A 17,311-nucleotide genomic window follows, 5' to 3' on the forward strand; every position below is an offset into this window, starting at 1 on the left:
AATTCACTCCTTTCTTTTTACTTTGGAACTCTTAATAAATCTAATTCATGCAATTTTTCAGCAATTTGAACTGAATTCCATGCAGCACCTTTTAACAAATTATCCGAAACGACCCATAATTGGAAGGCATTATCCTGTTCTAAATCAGCTCTAACACGACCAACAAATGTATCTTTCTTACCAGTGGCATTAATTGCTTGTGGATATATCTGTTGTTCCGGATTATCTTGTAAAACCACACCGGGTGCATCTGCAAGAATATTTTGAATTTGTTTAACAGAAGCATCATGACTTTCAACTTCAAACCAAACAGATTCCGAATGGCTAACAACAACTGGTACACGTACACATGTTGCAGTAACTTGAATATCTTGATTAGACATTATTTTCTTCGTTTCATGAATCATTTTCCATTCTTCATGTGTATAACCTGTGTCTTCAAAAACATCAATTTGTGGTAGTGGATTAAATGCAATTGGATAATGCTTTTTATCACCAGAAGCTGGTAAAATCTTTGCTTCCATCTCTTCGCCATCAAGATAAGCTTGTGTTTCATCTTTTAATTCTTGAATAGCTAAGTTTCCAGCACCACTAACAGCTTGCATTGTTGTAACAACAACCTTCTTTAAACCGTAATTTTTACGAATTGGTTCTAGTGCAACTACCATTTGGATAGTTGAACAATTTGGGTTAGCAATTAGTCCTTTGTGTTCATAAAGTGCCTGTTCATTAACTTCAGGAACTACTAGTGGGACATCAGGATCCATTCTAAACGCACTAGTGTTGTCTACAACAACTGCACCACGTTTAATTGCTTCAGGTGCAAACTTTTTAGATACACTACCGCCAGCAGAAAATAGAGCCAAATCAACATTCTCAAAAGAATCAGATGTTGTTTCTTCTACGATAACATCCTGACCTTTAAATTTTAATACTTGTCCTGCAGAACGTTTAGATGCCAAATATTTAATACTATTGATGGGTAAACTTGTTTCTTCTAGCATTTGAATCATTCGTGTTCCAACAGCGCCTGTAGCACCGACAACCGCAACTCTATATCCGTCCATTGAAAAAAACCTTCTTTTTCTTTATTTGAATCTCAATTATACCATAAAATTTATGAACGTTTTACATTTAACTCACTTATAGTAGACATATCTTAAATTTTAAAAATAAAAAAAGCAAAACTCTTATTAAGAGTTTTGCTTTTAGTTTTAACGACGAAGACCTAAGCGTTGGATCAATTCACGGTAACGTTGAATATCTTTGTTACGTAAATATGCTAAAAGGTTACGACGATGTCCGATTTTCTTCATCAAACCACGTTGTGAAGCGAAATCTTTTTTATGAACGCCGATATGTGCATTCAATTCAACGATATCTGCAGTAAGTACAGCGATTTGTACTTCAGCAGAACCTGTATCGCCTTCTTGACGAGCATATTCGTTCATAATTTCTGTTTTCTTTTCATTTGTAATTGCCATTAGTGTTTCCCACCTTTCTGAATCTAAATGCCTAAAACCGAGTAAGTCGTCGGTGAGACGTCAACAAACTAAGTTAAAGGTTACTTGGAACAAATCTAACCTTACTAAAATTTAGAGTATATTGCAAGTTTTTTATAACTTCTCTTATCTAATTATTACTATCAAGTAAAAATCCTTTACAAGTTTTCATTGCATTAACTAATTTGGTTAGGTATAATAATGGTTGTTGAAATATTTGTTGAGAACCAATAAGGTGATCATGATAAGTGGAGGTGACTTAAATGCCAATTATTCAATCTGCAATTAAACGTGTAAAAACGAATGAAAAAGCAAACGTTAAAAATGCTGCTCAATTAAGCACAATGCGTACTGCTGTAAAGAAGTTTGAACAAGCTAAGACTGCTGGTGCCGATAATGTAGATGCTTTATACAAAGCTGCTATTACTGCAATCGACAAAGCACATTCTAAAGGTTTGATCAAAGAAAACAAAGCTGCTCGTGATAAGTCTCGTATGGCTGCTCGTTACGCTAAATAAGTTTTCAGAAAAATACCCAGTAGATTAATAATCTACTGGGTATTTTTTATTTTATACATCTATACGATTAATTTGAAGCATAAATAATGAGAATAATCCTTCTTGATCTTGTTGTGTCGTCTTCATTGCTTTTTCTAAATCAATTAACGCTAAATAAATTTTCCTCAAATCACTTCTATTAAATTTCTTTATCTTTTGAAGTGCCAACTTAATTCGATAAGGATGCACTTTTAAAACACTAGCTAAATCTCCTTGTGAGTAACCTTTATCTTGCAAAATTTTCACTTGTAATAATAATCTAAATTGTCCCAATAATATTGCATTTATCTTAATTGGCTCTTCATTTTGTAAAATTAAATCATGATACAACGTTACTGATTTTTCAATATTATTTGAAATAACAACATCTACTAAATCAAATATATTTTGTTCTAAAGTTTTAGAAACTAAATTTTCAACAGATGATAATGTAATTCGGTGGGTTTCAAAATTATACAAAAATAACTTTGGCAATTCATTCATGATTGTTGATAATTCTGTATTGGTTCTTTCTAGAAATAATTCCAAAGCGTTTTCATCTATTTCAAATGATTTGTTAGCCATCTCTTGGGCTATAAACTGTCGCGTTGCACGCTCATTTAACGGTTGATTATCAATAACTAGACTAAATTTTTTAAGCATCTTACTAATCTTTTTACGACCATCTAATTCTTTATAAGGCGCAAATATAACTACAATACTTGTTGGTTCCGGATGAGCTAAATAAGATAAAAGACCATCAATATCGTGTTCAATTTTTCTTTTTTTAGTGTCTGACGTTAGAAAAAAAGGATTTTGAATAAAAATTAAGCGCTTATCACCAAAAAAAGGAACAGACATCGCATCATCTAATGCTTTAGCCAACGGAACCTCCTCCATATCATATTTACCTAAATTCATCGTTCTCTCTTCTTCAGGTATCAACTCAGTAAATGCTTTTTTTACATCTTCCATTAAATAAGTCTCATTACCTAAGACAAGATTTACTGGCTTCACATTTTCAAGAGATAACGTTGAAATTATTGCCTGTGAATTCATATTTATCAGCTCTTTTCATTGTTAAAAACTTCTAATTTTTCTTTATAATTTTGAAACTTGCTGATTCTTATCATACCATGCTCTGCTGTACTAACAAACGGTATTCGATATTTTTTCAAAGTATCTAATGTTTCTTGATGTGGGTGGCCATATCTATTATTCTTACCAGCAGAAATCACCGCTAACTTCGGTTTTATTTGATCAATAAATATTGGATCAGTCGCAGTTTTACTGCCATGATGACCTGTTTTAAGAATTGATATTTGTAAATTGGGATATTTTTGAATAACCTTTTTTTCACCAGCTCGGTCCAAATCGCCAGTAATAAGATAGCTATATTTCCCGATTGTTCCAAATAAAACAAGAGAATCTTCGTTTTTTCCTATACCTTGATTAAAAGGATGTAGAATCATCAATTCAGCATCCTGTTTTTTACTATTATCTGTCATAGGTATCACCATTTTAGGCGGTCGAGTAGATTCTATTTTTTTAATGAATTGTGGCAGTTGTTCCATTCCAGATGGAACAATCATTCTATCGACGTCTATTTTGGTTAATATAGACGGAAAATTACCTATATGATCTGCATCTTGATGCGTCAAATATAAATAGTCTATATGACTGATTCCTTTGCTTAATAAATAATTAGTAATAATTTTTTCACCAGAAGTTTGATACTCCTTTCTAGTTCGCCAGCTATCCATCTTAAAATGAACTTTACCGCCTGTATCTACTAATGTAATTTGCCTATTAAACGGCTTTCTTATCAATGTTGAATCCCCTTGACCAATGTCAAAAAAAACGACTTCTTGCCGAATTGGAAAATGGATCCATAGAAATACCATAACATAGAAACTAACTAATATTGCCCATCTTTTAATACACGAAGGATGTAAAAAACATGTTAAGGTGCACATGAAAAATAGCATGCACATATTTAAACTGGGTTTACCAAACGTTATCGTTAATGGTAAACGTGCTAGTTCATCAAAAAAATAAATAAACGTTTTTAATACAGTATTTATCCCATCCATAACAACCTTAAAATGAATCCCAACCATTCCTCCAAAAATTACAATTGGTAGGATTAAGAATTCAAAAATAGGAATAATAAAAATACTAAGTACAATTGATAGAACATTCCACTGATAAACGTTGAAAAAAATAAATGGCAAACTAAATAAGTTTAGCCAAATACCTGATTCAAAAGTACCTTTATTCTCCATAAAGATTAGTAGTAATGACATTAGATAGCTCAACTGACCGCCAAATGTGAACAGTACTTGTGGTTCAATCACCAATCCTATTAACAAAGCGAAACACCAAACCGTAATCCCTTGGACAGGTTTATCAATTAGTTCACAAATAAGTTGAACCATACACATAAAAATTGCACGTCGTAAACTACTAGATTCCCCTGCAATAACTAAATAGCATGGAAGTAAAAAAAGTAATCCTTTGGCTACTGTCTCACGTGGGATTAATAGTCTATTTCCTAACGTTCTTATTAACATCACAAAATAATATACATGTAAACCCGATAAACAGAATAAATGAATTAATCCTAATTGTCTTATAGAGGCTAAATCCTGATTGAATTCCTGAGTCTTATCACCAATTACCAAAGCATTCAAAAATTTATCTAACGGATTGGATAAAGAATTAAAATAACTTTTTAATTCTGCTCGTAATTCATGTAACTTACTTATCACGGATTCAAGCGATAAATTCATGACATTTTTTTCACTATTATTAACTTTTATAATAGTCATACTATTGTAAATTGATTTAGTTCGCATAAAACTTTGATAATCAAACTCGTTTTCATTTGTCGCTGATTTAATTTTTTGTAGCTTAGCATCAACGTTTATAATTTTAGTGTGTTTATTATGTTTAATCTTATTGAGTTCATTTTGTGACTTACAGTTATAAAATCCTCGAATTTTTTGTGAATTAGAAATTATTTGTCCATCAAAACTAACCAAATCACCATTGATTGAATAATCATCAGGGTAAATTTTCACATTAACATTTTGTACCTCTTTTTCAACTACAACTTGCTTCTGGCTTTCCTTCGCATTACTGTAAAAATAAATACCAAAAATTAAAATACAGACACAACAAATATAAAAAGTTATCGAACGTTTTAACGTAATAATTCGTATAAAAATAACGATAGCGAAAATAATCCAAATAGGATTGTAATTTACAACATATAAACTTGTTATTCCAATAACTAACGTCGCAAAAAATAGATCAACTGCTTCAACTGATTTTATTCTGAAAATATTTTATTCAGAACAATTTCTTCAATATAATTTTTATCAACTTTTACTTGCTCAAAAATAACATTATTTCTTTCTAATAGTGATATGGCATAATCATCATTATGATAATTACGTAAATAATATATTTTTTTCACGCCGGATTGAAGTAGCATTTTTGTACACTGTAAACAAGGAAAATCTGTCACATAAATTTCTGAATTATCTGTCGCTGAGCCAAACTTTGCACACTGTAAAACTGCATTCATTTCTGCATGAATCGTTCGTACACAATGTCCGTCTACAAGGTAGCAACCTTCATCTATACAATGTACATCCCCTGAAACAGCGCCGTTATATCCGCCTGCAATAATCCGTTTATCTCTAACAAGTATCGCACCAACAGATAATCTTTCACATGTACTTCTTAATGATAGTAATGCAGCTTGCGTCATAAAATATTGATCCCAAGGAATTCTATTATCAGGCATTTAGGTATTTCCTTCTTTCATTTTTTTATAGTATATCAAAAATAAATCTTTAAAAAAAGTTAGACCGCTAATGAGTCCTTTAGACTTTCATATGTTTTATCACCGATGCCGCCAACTTCTTTTAATTCATCCGTAGTTTTAAACGATTGATGTTCTTCTCTATATTGTAAAATTTGTTCTGCTTTTTTTGGTCCAATTCCAGTCAACCCTTGCAGTTGTTCTTTCGTTGCGGTGTTTAAATTAACCGTTGATTCATCATTCGATTTATCCTGAGTTCCTGTAGTAGACCCTGCATCCATAACAGAAGATCCTTGGGCAGTAGTAGCTGCTACTTTATTTTCTTTTACTTCCCCTTTTGCCGGAACATATATAACCATCTCATCTGTTACTTTTTGAGCTAAATTAATCTGTTTCTGATCAGCGTTAGATAAAAATCCCTCAGCTAAATCGATTACCTGACTAATTCTCATTCCTGTTTTCATTGTGTATATACCTGGTTTTTTTATATTTCCTTTGATATCCACAACGATTTTCCCACCATTTGAGGTTTCTAAATGGCTTGATATATTTTTTTCCGAGCTAGACGACGTACTAGTAATACTATTAACTAACATATCATCTGTTTTGCTACTTTTATGTTGTGTAACTATTGAAAAAATGGTCAATGCTATTACAGATACCACACAAATAATGATAATTTTTCGATATTCAATTCAAATTTTTTTTATTTGATCCATCTTATCCACCTCCCTCTTATATTTAAATACGCAAAAAAACGAATTTCATTTAAAATGAAATTCGTTTTTTTCCTTAAATCATTATCACGTATTTTAATGATGATTCATTTTATTTAAGTTAATCTTCCTTACTAATTACTTCATGACATTTTTTAATCATAGCTACTTTTATATGATTAGGTACCATATTTGAAATATCTCCATCAAATTTAAATATTTCTTTCATTAAACTTGAGGAAATATGTGCGTATTTAGGATTAGCAAGCATCAATACAGTTTCCACTGTTTCATCTAACTCTTTGTTCATCAATGCAATATCTTTTTCATATTCAAAATCCCTATTATTTCTAACACTACGAATAATTATTTTAGCATCTAATTGGTGCATTAAGTTAATCGTTAAATCTGATTCAACACTAACTACTTCTACATTTGCTAATGAAAAGGTAGCTTCACTAATCAAATCTACCTTTTCATCAGCTGTAAACAATGACTTCTTTTTAGTATTAGTCATAACTGCGACAATAACTTTATCAAAAATTTGGCTTGATCGAACAATAATATCTAAGTGTCCATTAGTTAATGGATCGAAACTTCCCGGAAAAACTGCATTCATTTTAGTTCTCCTTTTGATAAATCGTTACCTGTGTAATTCCATAATTTTGTCTCCTAAATAGCCTGAATCCAGAAATATCATCAGGTAAGTTAGCATATTGATCTGTTTCACAAATAATTAAAGCTTGATTATTTAACAACTCGCTGCTATCTATTTTTTTTATCGTATCAATTATTTCTTGGGTCTTATAAGGTGGGTCTAAAAAAACAAGATCAAATGTTTCTTTACCTTTTAATAGTCCAATTGCTTTATCGGCATCTTGCTTATAGACCGTAAACTTATCTTCTTCCTTTGTGATAGCAATATTATCATTAATTGTTTTAATTGCTTGATACTGTCTATCAATTAGAAAAGCATGCGAGATTCCTCTAGAAACAGCTTCGATACTTAACCCTCCGCTACCTGCAAATAAATCTAACGATTTACCGCCATCAAAATAAGGACCAATAATATTAAACACTGATTCCTTAACTTTATCCGTTGTAGGTCTTGTTGCCATACCCGGAACTGCTTTTAATTTTCTTCCGCCATATTCACCTGAAATTATTCTCATATACTTTACTCACTTTTATTTTTAAATTTTTCTTGATCTTCATCTGTTAATTTAAATGCTTTTTCACCCATTCGAGACCCAAAGTCCATATCAATATCAGGGCGATGCGATACTTCTGTCTTTTTAACAAATTTTAAATTTTGAATTTTCTTAATCGTCTCGGGTAGGTCTTCTTGATTCATATAAATGACAACATATTTCATTTTTTTTGAAATATATTGAATAATACCGAATCGTTTCAACTGCTTAATTTGCTTCATATGGTATAAAAACACAATGACACCTTGTCTTTTTTGTATAACTAACTTAGTCCCATTTTCTTCGTCAAGCATTTGATTATGACCCCCTTTTTATTTATTATTTAGTAATTCCTTTTTTCTTAAAGCTGATATATTTAAAACTAAGCCTACACAGAAACTCAAGATAAGCATACTTGATCCGCCATAACTAAGAAATGGAAATGTTACACCTGTTATTGGTAAAACACCTGATATACCACCAACATTAAATACAGTCTGCACTGTCATAAACGTCGCAATTCCATAACAACAAAGTGAATGGAAAGTTTCTTTACTTTTAGAACCAATAAAGATAATTCGTCCAATCATACTGAAAAGTAATATTAAAATAAAAAATACCATCAATAATCCAAGTTCTTCACCTGTAATTGCTAATATAAAATCAGTATACGGTTCTGGTAGATAGCCTCGTTTTTGGATGCTATTTCCTAGTCCTGCACCAAAAATACCACCATTACTTAATGCATAATATGAATTTACCAGCTGTTGTCCAGTTGATTGCTGATATTTAAACGGATCATTGAATCCACTAAATCTTTTAGCCATATATGCTAATGGACCACCAGAATCTGGAGAAACAGATTTTAATTTTGATAATAATATCATTAAAGTACCCATGCCACCAACAGAAATTAAAGAAGTTATTCCAATTGAATACCCACTAGCCAAAATAATGATTAATACTGCACTAAAATTAATAATAAACCCACCCACATCTGGTTCAACCAAAATTAAAATGAGTGGTAAGGCTACTGCAATCGCATAGATAAAACGACGTTTATTTCTACCCTCATAACTTAATTCTTTATTTTCACGGAATGCAACTTGTTGCGCCATAAACAAGACTAAAAAAATCTTGCTGATTTCTGCGGGCTGAATGTTAAAAGAGCCAAAGTTAATCCATCCTGCTGCACCATTAACTGTTTTACCGCTAAGTACTACGTATAAAAGTAGCAGAATGGACACTGCACCAAATAATATTATAAATCCAGAACTTTTAAAAAAATTAACCTTCATTGAATATATAAGGAAAGCAACTAGCAATCCTAAAATGGCAAAAAGCAATTGTTTTTTTAAATATGTCGTTGGATCGCCACCCGCCATTTGAACCTTATATGAACTAGCAGAATAAACCATGACCACACCAATTCCGGATAATATGATATACGGTATAAAAATAAAATAATCAAGATATTGTAATTTTTGTGTTATTCTTTTTAAAATTTGCATTTTTAATCCAACTTATTTCTTCATTTTTTCAAATTTAGTACTAAAGTGTCTATTCGAAGTTACTTCAAGATTCTTTATCTGCTTCTTTTCAGTTTTTTCTTCAAACAGAGCACACTCCAACACAAAATCTACTTCACGAGAAAAACGAACAATTAAGTATCAACTACTTCTTAAAATGTAACATAACCAAGCTAGTAAAATGTATTTCGCTGTTTCCAGATAAATTTATTTATTTTATCTACATTTTCTTGCAAAGTGACCATCACATTTTCTTTAGAAATGTTGTTTTTCATCGATTTTATTCTCTCGTGACTCCTAATAGTATACCATATTACTATTTATCATGATTAAAAAAAAGAGTTGAAAATGAACTTAATCATTTTCAACTCTTTTTAAATTAACCTTTTTTTGAATCTGTTTTATGTTGTTTTTGAGCTTTTTCACGCATATTTGTATCTAAGATACGTTTACGTAAGCGTAAATTATTTGGTGTGATTTCTAATAATTCATCCGTGTTCAAGAATTCCAATGATTCTTCAAGAGTAAGAATAGTTGGTTTCTTGATTGAGGCTGTTTGATCTTTATTAGAAGAACGAACATTACTCATAGCTTTTCCTTTAGTAATATTTACAGAAATATCACGTTCACGGCTACTTTGTCCAACAACCATTCCTTCATAAATATCAGTAGTAGGTGTTACATAAATTGTTCCACGTTCTTCAATACTCATAATTGAATATGTTGTAGCTTTTCCTGAATTAATAGAAACTAATGCGCCATTACGACGACCAGGTTCCCAGTTACGGATAACTGGTTTGTATTCAGAGAAAGTATGATTTAAGATACCGTATCCACGAGTCATTGAAAGGAATTGTGAATCATATCCAATTAAACCACGAGTAGGAGCTGAGAAAGTTAAACGAGTTTGGCCGTTATTACCGGTCTCCATGTTAATCATTTCACCCTTACGTTGAGCCATTGTATCAATAACACCACCAGAATATTCATCAGGTGTATCGATTTGGACGCTTTCAAATGGTTCTTGCATCTTGCCTTCGAATTCACGGTAGATAACTTCTGGACGTGAAACTTGAATTTCATAGTCTTCGCGACGTAAAGTTTCAATTAAGATTGATAAATGTAATTCTCCACGACCTGAAACAACCCAAGCATCTGGAGAATCTGTATCTTCAATTTTCAATGAAACATCAGTATGCAATTGTAATTTAAGACGATCTTCCATCTTTCGAGCAGTAATGTTTTTACCATCTTGTCCAACAAATGGTGAATCATTCGTTCTGAATGTCATTTGTAGTGTAGGTGGATCAATACGCATTAATGGTAATGCTTCTTGATGATCACTTGGTGTTACAGTTTCACCAACGAAGATGTCATCCATCCCTGAAACTGCAATTAAATCACCGGCTTTAGCTTCATTAATTTCAACACGATCTAAACCGAAGAAACCAAAAAGTTTTGAAACACGGAAGTTTTGAACTGAGCCGTCAAGTTTAATAACAGAAACTTGATCACCAACAGCAATTTTTCCACGGAACACACGACCAATACCAACACGACCAACATATTCATTATAATCCAACATTGAAACTTGGAATTGTAATGGTTCGTCACTGTTATCAACTGGTGCAGGAATTGTATTTATAATTGTTTCAAAAACGTCATCCATAGAATGTTTTTGAGTTTCGATATCTGGATCCATACTTGATGTACCATTGTATGCACTAGCATAAATAACAGGGAAATCAAGTTGTGCTTCATCAGCACCTAATTCAATAAACAAATCAAGAACTTCATCAACAACTTCTTGTGGACGAGCACCCATACGATCAATTTTGTTAATAACAACGATTGGTACTAATTGTTGTTCTAAAGCTTTTTTCAAAACAAAACGTGTTTGAGGCATTGTTCCTTCAAAAGCATCAACGACAAGTAAAACACCATCAACCATTTTCATGATACGTTCTACTTCACCACCGAAATCGGCATGTCCAGGTGTATCTAAAATGTTAATTTGTTTGTCGCCAACTCTAACAGCAGTATTTTTTGATAAAATTGTAATACCACGTTCTTTTTCAATATCATTTGTATCCATGGCACGGTCACTAATTTCTGAATGGCCATCCAATGTATCTGATTGTTTTAATAATTCATTAACTAATGTCGTCTTACCGTGATCGACATGGGCGATAATCGCAATGTTACGAATGTCATCTCTTGTTTTCAAGTTTGTTCTTCCTTTCGTTGGAGCCTTAATATTTTTACGAATAATAACTACAGTTCACTATTATAGCAGACAATTAACACACTTACTAAAAGTTTTCATACTTTTTCATAAATAAATCGCATAAAAAAACTGCGACTTGTTAGTCACAGCCACAACGCGATTCTACTAAAAACTATTTAGTAGTTTTAAAATGTCCTCTTGTGCGTTTTCCGTTGCTATTAATACATCTGCTGATTGTAACATATCGAGCTCTAACCCGTCAATTGTTTTCACGGTGATACCAAGAGTTTCCGCCAATATTTTACCGGCTGCAAAATCCCATGGTTTTAAGTGAGAAACATAACCAATTTCTTGTCCACGTAATATGTGAACAAACTCAATACCGGCACTTCCATAAACCCTAGCACCTGAACTATGTTGAACAATTGATTGTAAATGCTTATAGTCCATCATTAACATAGGTGAGCTACAACCTAGCAAGCCATCCTTAAGTGCTATATTTTCAGGCTTTTCAAGTTTTTTATCGTTGGCAAAGACGCCCCTATCTGGCCCACCAGAATATAAAACATTATTCATTACATCCATAATGAATCCCAATTTTCCAATACCGTTTTCATAAATACCAATCATAATCGCGAAATGATCTTTCTGTTTGACAAAATTCATTGTGCCATCAATTGGATCAACAATCCAAACAGTACCATCTAAATTTGTTACATCATCCCCAAAACCTTCTTCACCTAAAATTTTGGCTTTCGGATCAAAGGTACGAATTTTGTTTACTAAAAATTTTTCAGTCTGTTTATCCATATTAGTTACAAGATCAACTCGACTACTTTTTGTTTCAACAGACAATGGATTTCCAAATGCATGAATAATATTTTCACGTGCCTCTGTCAGCCAACTTTTAACCTGATAATTAACCTCATCAATATTCAAATCATAACCTCCCTATTGGTTAATTTTAATAACGTCCCTTGTACTCTCTCTTGCAAATTTCATTGTACGATAAATACTAAAACCTGATTCATCTTCGTACGATCTGCCTATTTGTTTTTCCTCCATTTTGGAAGGAACAATTTTTTTAAACTCACGATAATTATAAAGCAATTCTTCTCGATCAATACCTGTAGAATTTGCTAATTCTATTGCTTTATAGAATTCACTGACAGAGATAATTTCTTCAGTAGTCCAATGTGCTTCTAATGGGTAATCAATTTTATTATTCATAATTTAGTGTGTTAAACTCCCTTTATTTTTACTTTATTTAATTATTGAATTAATTTTCAACTAATACTTTCAATATACTTGAAAGTAATTACTATGTTTCATTTTACAGCAATCCATTAAAAACTAAAAGAAATGAAACATAACTATTAATTTTCAAATGGCCTACAGATATGATTATTTTATGCTACAATGTACCGTAGAATATTAATTTGGAGGTACTATTTTGATTAAAATAACAATGAAAAATATCATTCGTGAAGGTAATCCAATTTTACGAAATCGTTCAAGCGAAATGACTTTTCCGCTTTCAGATGATGATAAACAACTCGCACATGATTTAATGGAATTTTTAGAGAATAGTCAAAATGAAGAAATAGCTGAAAAATATCATCTACGCGCAGGTGTTGGCTTAGCAGCTCCGCAATTAGCAATTTCTAAACGAATGACTGCTGTCTTAATCCCTGGCCCAGAAGGTGAAGAGCCCACACTTAAACAAGTGTTAATTAATCCTACTATTTTAAGTCAGTCAGTTCAAGTTGCTGCACTTTCAGAAGGTGAAGGTTGCTTATCAGTTGATAGAGATGTCCCTGGATATGTGCCAAGAGCTGATCGGATTACACTTCGTTACTTTGATATCGAAGGTACACAACATAAAATCCGCTTGAAAAATTATGAAGCAATTGTAGTCCAACATGAAATTGATCATTTAAATGGTATATTATTCTTTGATCATATTAATACTGACAAACCATTTGCTATACCGAACGATGCTATTATGCTTGAATAAATAACTAAAGAGTTTCTCCAATAATTAATTTATTGAAGAAACTCTTTTTATTTCACTTTAAACATACTGTTTGAACTATACCTTTTTTAAATCTTTAGTATACATAATTGTCTCAACATTAACCAAATGTGCTACCTCTAAATGTAAAATACCGTCTAAATACCAAAGATCTGTTACTTCAAATGCCGATTTTGCTTCGACACTTTTTTTAACCAGGTTCATCATTTCAAATTCTTCAAATAAATTGAAAAAAATGTTTCTTATTTTCCCGATATTCTCTTCTGAAGGAGACTTCATCTGAAATTGATACTCAAATACCATGACCCTCTTACCCCAAACCTTTGAAACAATTTCTGTAACCCTTAGTATTTCAGAATTAATACCATATTCATTACCATGTAGTCTATTTAAAGCAAATTCAACCGCATTATCTGTAATAAGTTTGCTTTTATTTTTAAGAATAGTAATCTGTCTATTTCTTTTCAGACGGTTATAATTTAAAATTATGATGATCATTAAAACCACTACAGTCACTATTTTAACTACCAACCACATTTATAAAACACCACTCTTCCTTATACGATAACTTTTCATAATTATAACATGTCTGTTAAATTTTATCCTTTATAAGTCTATTCAAATCGGTCTATTCTATACTTAAATAATAATATATGATAAAATATAAATTATATGTTGTGCAGACAACCCCCAGTTCGGTTTCTAATTTCCATTTCAAATCATTTTAACCAAAATGATATCAATTTAATTTAAAGGAGTTTTACAAATGATTTTTAAAGTTTATTATCAAGAAACACAAGATAGAAATCCACAAAGAGAAGAAACAAAATCACTTTTCCTTGAAGCAAGTTCTGAAATTGAAGCTCAAAGTATTGTTGGTCACCAAACAACACATAACATTGAATTCATTGAAACATTATCAGATAAAGCTTTAGCATATGAAAAGGAAAACCCTACATTTAAAATGACGGAGTTTTCTGAATGAAAAAGATAAATGTTAAAAATAACGAGACTGGTGTTTTTGCAGTCGGCGGATTAGGTGAAATTGGTAAAAATATGTACGGCATCCAGTTTCAAGATGAAATTATCGTCGTCGATGCAGGAATCAAGTTTCCGGAAGATGAGTTATTAGGAATTGATTACGTTATTCCTGATTTTCAATACTTAGTTGCCAATCAACAAAAAATTAAAGCATTAGTTATCACCCATGGTCATGAAGATCATATTGGTGGTATTCCCTATTTATTAAAACAAATTAATGTCCCAATTTATGCTGGACCATTGGCTTCAGCATTAATCAAAGGAAAATTAGAAGAACACGGGTTACTTGCCACAACAGAAATGCATGAAATTGAAGAAGATACTGTTCTTAAATTCAGAAAAACGAGTGTGTCGTTCTTTAGAACAACTCATTCAATTCCTGATACTTTAGGTGTCGCAATCAAAACGCCATCTGGTAACATTGTAGTCACTGGGGACTACAAATTTGATCTAACACCTGTTACTAATCAGCCGCCCAACCTTCAAAGAATGGCTCAACTTGGTGCTGATGGTGTACTTTGTCTACTATCTGATAGTACAAATGCAGAAATTCCTAATTTTACAAAATCAGAAAGATTCGTTGGTAAATCAATTCGACGAATTTTTGAAAAAGGTGAAGGCCGCATTATCTTTGCTACTTTTGCTTCAAATATTTCCCGAGTACAACAAGCTGCTGAAGCTGCTGTTGCCAAAGGCCGTAAAATCGCTGTCTTTGGACGTAGTATGGAGGCAGCAATTGTTAACGGACGTGAATTAGGATACTTAAATATTCCAGATGATGCCTTAATTGATGCACGTGATATTAATTCATTACCCGCAAATGAAATTTTAATTTTATGTACGGGATCACAAGGTGAACCAATGGCAGCTCTTAGCCGTATCGCTAATGGGACTCATCGTCAGGTTTCTATTCAACCTGGTGATACTGTTGTTTTCTCAAGTTCTCCAATTCCTGGTAACACAATCAGTGTAAACCACGTTATTAATGAACTTTCAGAAGCTGGAGCAACTGTTGTCCATGGTAAAGTAAATAATATTCATACTTCTGGTCATGGTGGCCAAGAAGAACAAAAATTAATGCTCAGTTTGATGAAACCTAAGTATTTCGTCCCTGTCCATGGTGAATATAGAATGCTTAAAATTCATACTGGATTAGCTGAACAAATTGGCGTTCCAAGAGAGAATAGCTTTATTATGGAAAATGGTGATGTCTTAGCTCTAACTAGTGATTCTGCTCGAATTGCTGGTCATTTTGAAGCTGATGATATTTATGTCGATGGTTCAGGAATTGGTGATATCGGTAGCGCTGTCCTAAATGATCGACAAGTCCTTTCTGAAGAAGGCCTTGTTGTTGTCGTTGCAACGATTGACATGAAAAAACATGAAATTCAAGCAGGACCAGATTTATTATCTCGTGGATTTGTCTATATGCGCGAATCAGGAGAATTAATTAATCAAGGTCGTCGTCGCTTATTCCGTGTCATGAGTCGCTTATTAAAAAATGATAAAATTACAGAAGCCATGATTAATGATGCAATCGTTGATGACTTACAAAAATTCTTATATGAACAAACTGAACGTAAACCAATGATTTTACCAATGTTAGTTATCGTTTAACAAAAATAGCTCAATATTCTAATTAGAATATTGAGCTATTTTTATATAATCAAAATTTATCTTTAAATCCTTTTAAATTTTAGTTATAATTATTAGTATTAATTAAGGAGGGAAGTTCATGAATCAATATTTCATTATCGTTAATGAGTCTGCTGGAAGTGGTCGTGCTAAACAAATTTGGCAATCTATTGAAAAAAAATTAATTTCTCAAAATGTCTATTTTAAGGCCCATCTGACAGACTATATTGGTCATGCTTCCCTTCTAACGGAAAATTACGCCAGACATTATCACCCCATCGAAACAGACAATAATCAAATTATACTAGTTATTGGCGGCGACGGTACTTTAAATGAATGTATCAATGGTGTTAAAAATGCGAACACATTTGATATCCCAATTGCCTATATTCCTGCAGGATCAGGAAATGATTTTGCTCGAGGTGTCGGTATCCCCAAATCTCCACTTGTAGCTCTTGAACAAGTATTAAACACAACTTCACCTAAACTATTAAACTTAGGTGTCATGCACGAATTATCACGGCATGAAAAAAAATACTTTATAAATAATGTTGGCGTAGGTTTCGATGCGCAAATAGTAAGTATCGCAAATCAATCAAGTTCAAAGAAACTATTGAATAAACTTCATCTAGGATCGCTTACTTACTTAAGCGCCCTATTAGGAACTTTATCAAGACAAGCTGCATTTCCCATAACTGTCCGGGTGAATGGCCATCAAGAATTTTATCAAAATGCCTTTCTTGTAACAACATCAAATCATCCCTACTTTGGTGGCGGTGTTCCAATTTTACCAATGGCAGATCCGACAAAAAATAATTTAGACTTAATTATCATTGAAAAACCTAGTGCACTAAAATTAATCTATCTAGCCATTTTACTGAAATCTGGTAAACATATTAACCAAAAAGGTGTTCACCATTTTACATCAGATAAAATTAAACTTTCCGTTGACTCTTTAGAGTACGGTCAAATGGATGGTGAAGACCTAGGAACCCGTTTCTTTGAAATTGAGTATAGCGTCTTATCATACCCATTTTGGATTAACTAAAAAGCCTATATATCTCATTT

At 32.3% G+C, this 17,311-nt stretch carries 19 protein-coding genes; 5 read left to right on the forward strand and 14 right to left on the reverse strand.

What is annotated here, in order from left to right:
* Positions 1-17 precede the first annotated feature (17 nt).
* Entirely contained in the window at positions 18-1,067 is a 1,050-nt protein-coding gene (locus AC1RO3_RS05245; protein ID WP_481761710.1) for an aspartate-semialdehyde dehydrogenase, read from the reverse strand.
* Positions 1,068-1,214: 147 nt separating this feature from the next.
* Positions 1,215-1,484: a 30S ribosomal protein S15 gene (gene rpsO, locus AC1RO3_RS05250; RefSeq protein ID WP_409022405.1), complete on the reverse strand. Its 270-nt coding sequence runs from the start codon at positions 1,482-1,484 to the stop codon at positions 1,215-1,217.
* Between the two features lie 281 nt (positions 1,485-1,765).
* On the opposite strand from rpsO, the gene rpsT reads away from it, so the two are divergent.
* Complete coding sequence (gene rpsT / locus AC1RO3_RS05255; RefSeq protein WP_409022404.1) at positions 1,766-2,020, forward strand: 30S ribosomal protein S20; 255 nt, start codon at positions 1,766-1,768, stop codon at positions 2,018-2,020.
* Between the two features lie 51 nt (positions 2,021-2,071).
* Here the strand turns inward: rpsT and holA are convergent, their stop codons facing one another.
* From holA to AC1RO3_RS05310, 11 genes are all read right to left on the reverse strand, one after another.
* Positions 2,072-3,097, reverse strand: a complete 1,026-nt coding sequence (holA, locus tag AC1RO3_RS05260; RefSeq protein WP_481761709.1) for a DNA polymerase III subunit delta — start codon at positions 3,095-3,097, stop codon at positions 2,072-2,074.
* 5 nt (positions 3,098-3,102) lie between these two features.
* Positions 3,103-5,121 (reverse strand): DNA internalization-related competence protein ComEC/Rec2, encoded by a 2,019-nt coding sequence (locus AC1RO3_RS05265; protein ID WP_481761708.1) that lies wholly within the window; start codon positions 5,119-5,121, stop codon positions 3,103-3,105.
* Positions 5,122-5,372: 251 nt separating this feature from the next.
* Positions 5,373-5,852: a ComE operon protein 2 gene (locus tag AC1RO3_RS05270; protein ID WP_409022402.1), complete on the reverse strand. Its 480-nt coding sequence runs from the start codon at positions 5,850-5,852 to the stop codon at positions 5,373-5,375.
* 59 nt (positions 5,853-5,911) lie between these two features.
* A complete protein-coding gene (locus AC1RO3_RS05275) occupies positions 5,912-6,466 on the reverse strand; it encodes a helix-hairpin-helix domain-containing protein (protein ID WP_481762189.1) in 555 nt (184 codons plus the stop codon).
* A gap of 241 nt (positions 6,467-6,707) precedes the next feature.
* On the reverse strand, positions 6,708-7,205 hold the full coding sequence (gene coaD / locus AC1RO3_RS05280; protein WP_481761706.1) for a pantetheine-phosphate adenylyltransferase: 498 nt from the start codon (positions 7,203-7,205) through the stop codon (positions 6,708-6,710).
* A 1-nt stretch (position 7,206) separates the two neighbouring features.
* Positions 7,207-7,758 carry a 16S rRNA (guanine(966)-N(2))-methyltransferase RsmD gene (gene rsmD / locus AC1RO3_RS05285; RefSeq protein WP_481761705.1) on the reverse strand — a complete coding sequence of 184 codons (552 nt, stop codon included), beginning with the start codon at positions 7,756-7,758 and terminating at the stop codon, positions 7,207-7,209.
* A gap of 5 nt (positions 7,759-7,763) precedes the next feature.
* Positions 7,764-8,090 (reverse strand): YlbG family protein, encoded by a 327-nt coding sequence (locus AC1RO3_RS05290; protein ID WP_481761704.1) that lies wholly within the window; start codon positions 8,088-8,090, stop codon positions 7,764-7,766.
* An 18-nt stretch (positions 8,091-8,108) separates the two neighbouring features.
* Positions 8,109-9,287: an FtsW/RodA/SpoVE family cell cycle protein gene (locus AC1RO3_RS05295; RefSeq protein ID WP_481761703.1), complete on the reverse strand. Its 1,179-nt coding sequence runs from the start codon at positions 9,285-9,287 to the stop codon at positions 8,109-8,111.
* Positions 9,288-9,684: 397 nt separating this feature from the next.
* On the reverse strand, positions 9,685-11,532 hold the full coding sequence (gene typA / locus AC1RO3_RS05300; RefSeq protein ID WP_481761702.1) for a translational GTPase TypA: 1,848 nt from the start codon (positions 11,530-11,532) through the stop codon (positions 9,685-9,687).
* Between the two features lie 165 nt (positions 11,533-11,697).
* Positions 11,698-12,471 carry an inositol monophosphatase family protein gene (locus AC1RO3_RS05305; protein ID WP_481761701.1) on the reverse strand — a complete coding sequence of 258 codons (774 nt, stop codon included), beginning with the start codon at positions 12,469-12,471 and terminating at the stop codon, positions 11,698-11,700.
* Positions 12,472-12,483: 12 nt separating this feature from the next.
* Positions 12,484-12,762 carry a UPF0223 family protein gene (locus tag AC1RO3_RS05310; protein ID WP_481761700.1) on the reverse strand — a complete coding sequence of 93 codons (279 nt, stop codon included), beginning with the start codon at positions 12,760-12,762 and terminating at the stop codon, positions 12,484-12,486.
* A gap of 238 nt (positions 12,763-13,000) precedes the next feature.
* Between AC1RO3_RS05310 and def the strand changes: the two genes are divergently transcribed.
* The gene (def, locus tag AC1RO3_RS05315) at positions 13,001-13,549 is read left to right on the forward strand and encodes a peptide deformylase (RefSeq protein ID WP_409022787.1); all 549 of its coding nucleotides are present in this window, start codon (positions 13,001-13,003) and stop codon (positions 13,547-13,549) included.
* A gap of 75 nt (positions 13,550-13,624) precedes the next feature.
* Here def and AC1RO3_RS05320 read toward each other — a convergent pair whose 3' ends face one another.
* Positions 13,625-14,104, reverse strand: coding sequence for a hypothetical protein (locus tag AC1RO3_RS05320; RefSeq protein WP_409022393.1), 480 nt, complete (start codon positions 14,102-14,104; stop codon positions 13,625-13,627).
* Between the two features lie 229 nt (positions 14,105-14,333).
* Here AC1RO3_RS05320 and AC1RO3_RS05325 point away from each other — a divergent pair, with 229 nt between their 5' ends.
* The 3 genes from AC1RO3_RS05325 to AC1RO3_RS05335 all read left to right on the forward strand — a co-directional run bounded on the left by AC1RO3_RS05325 (position 14,334) and on the right by AC1RO3_RS05335 (position 17,291).
* Positions 14,334-14,552, forward strand: coding sequence for a DNA-directed RNA polymerase subunit epsilon (locus AC1RO3_RS05325; RefSeq protein ID WP_409022392.1), 219 nt, complete (start codon positions 14,334-14,336; stop codon positions 14,550-14,552).
* Positions 14,549-16,225 (forward strand): ribonuclease J1, encoded by a 1,677-nt coding sequence (gene rnjA / locus AC1RO3_RS05330; protein ID WP_409022391.1) that lies wholly within the window; start codon positions 14,549-14,551, stop codon positions 16,223-16,225. The genes AC1RO3_RS05325 and rnjA overlap by 4 nt, the downstream gene beginning before the upstream one ends.
* 118 nt (positions 16,226-16,343) lie before the next feature.
* Positions 16,344-17,291, forward strand: a complete 948-nt coding sequence (locus AC1RO3_RS05335; RefSeq protein ID WP_481761699.1) for a diacylglycerol/lipid kinase family protein — start codon at positions 16,344-16,346, stop codon at positions 17,289-17,291.
* The last annotated feature ends 20 nt before the right edge of the window (positions 17,292-17,311 follow it).

This window comes from Dellaglioa sp. CoH-57-MRSF-19, from assembly GCF_056781975.1.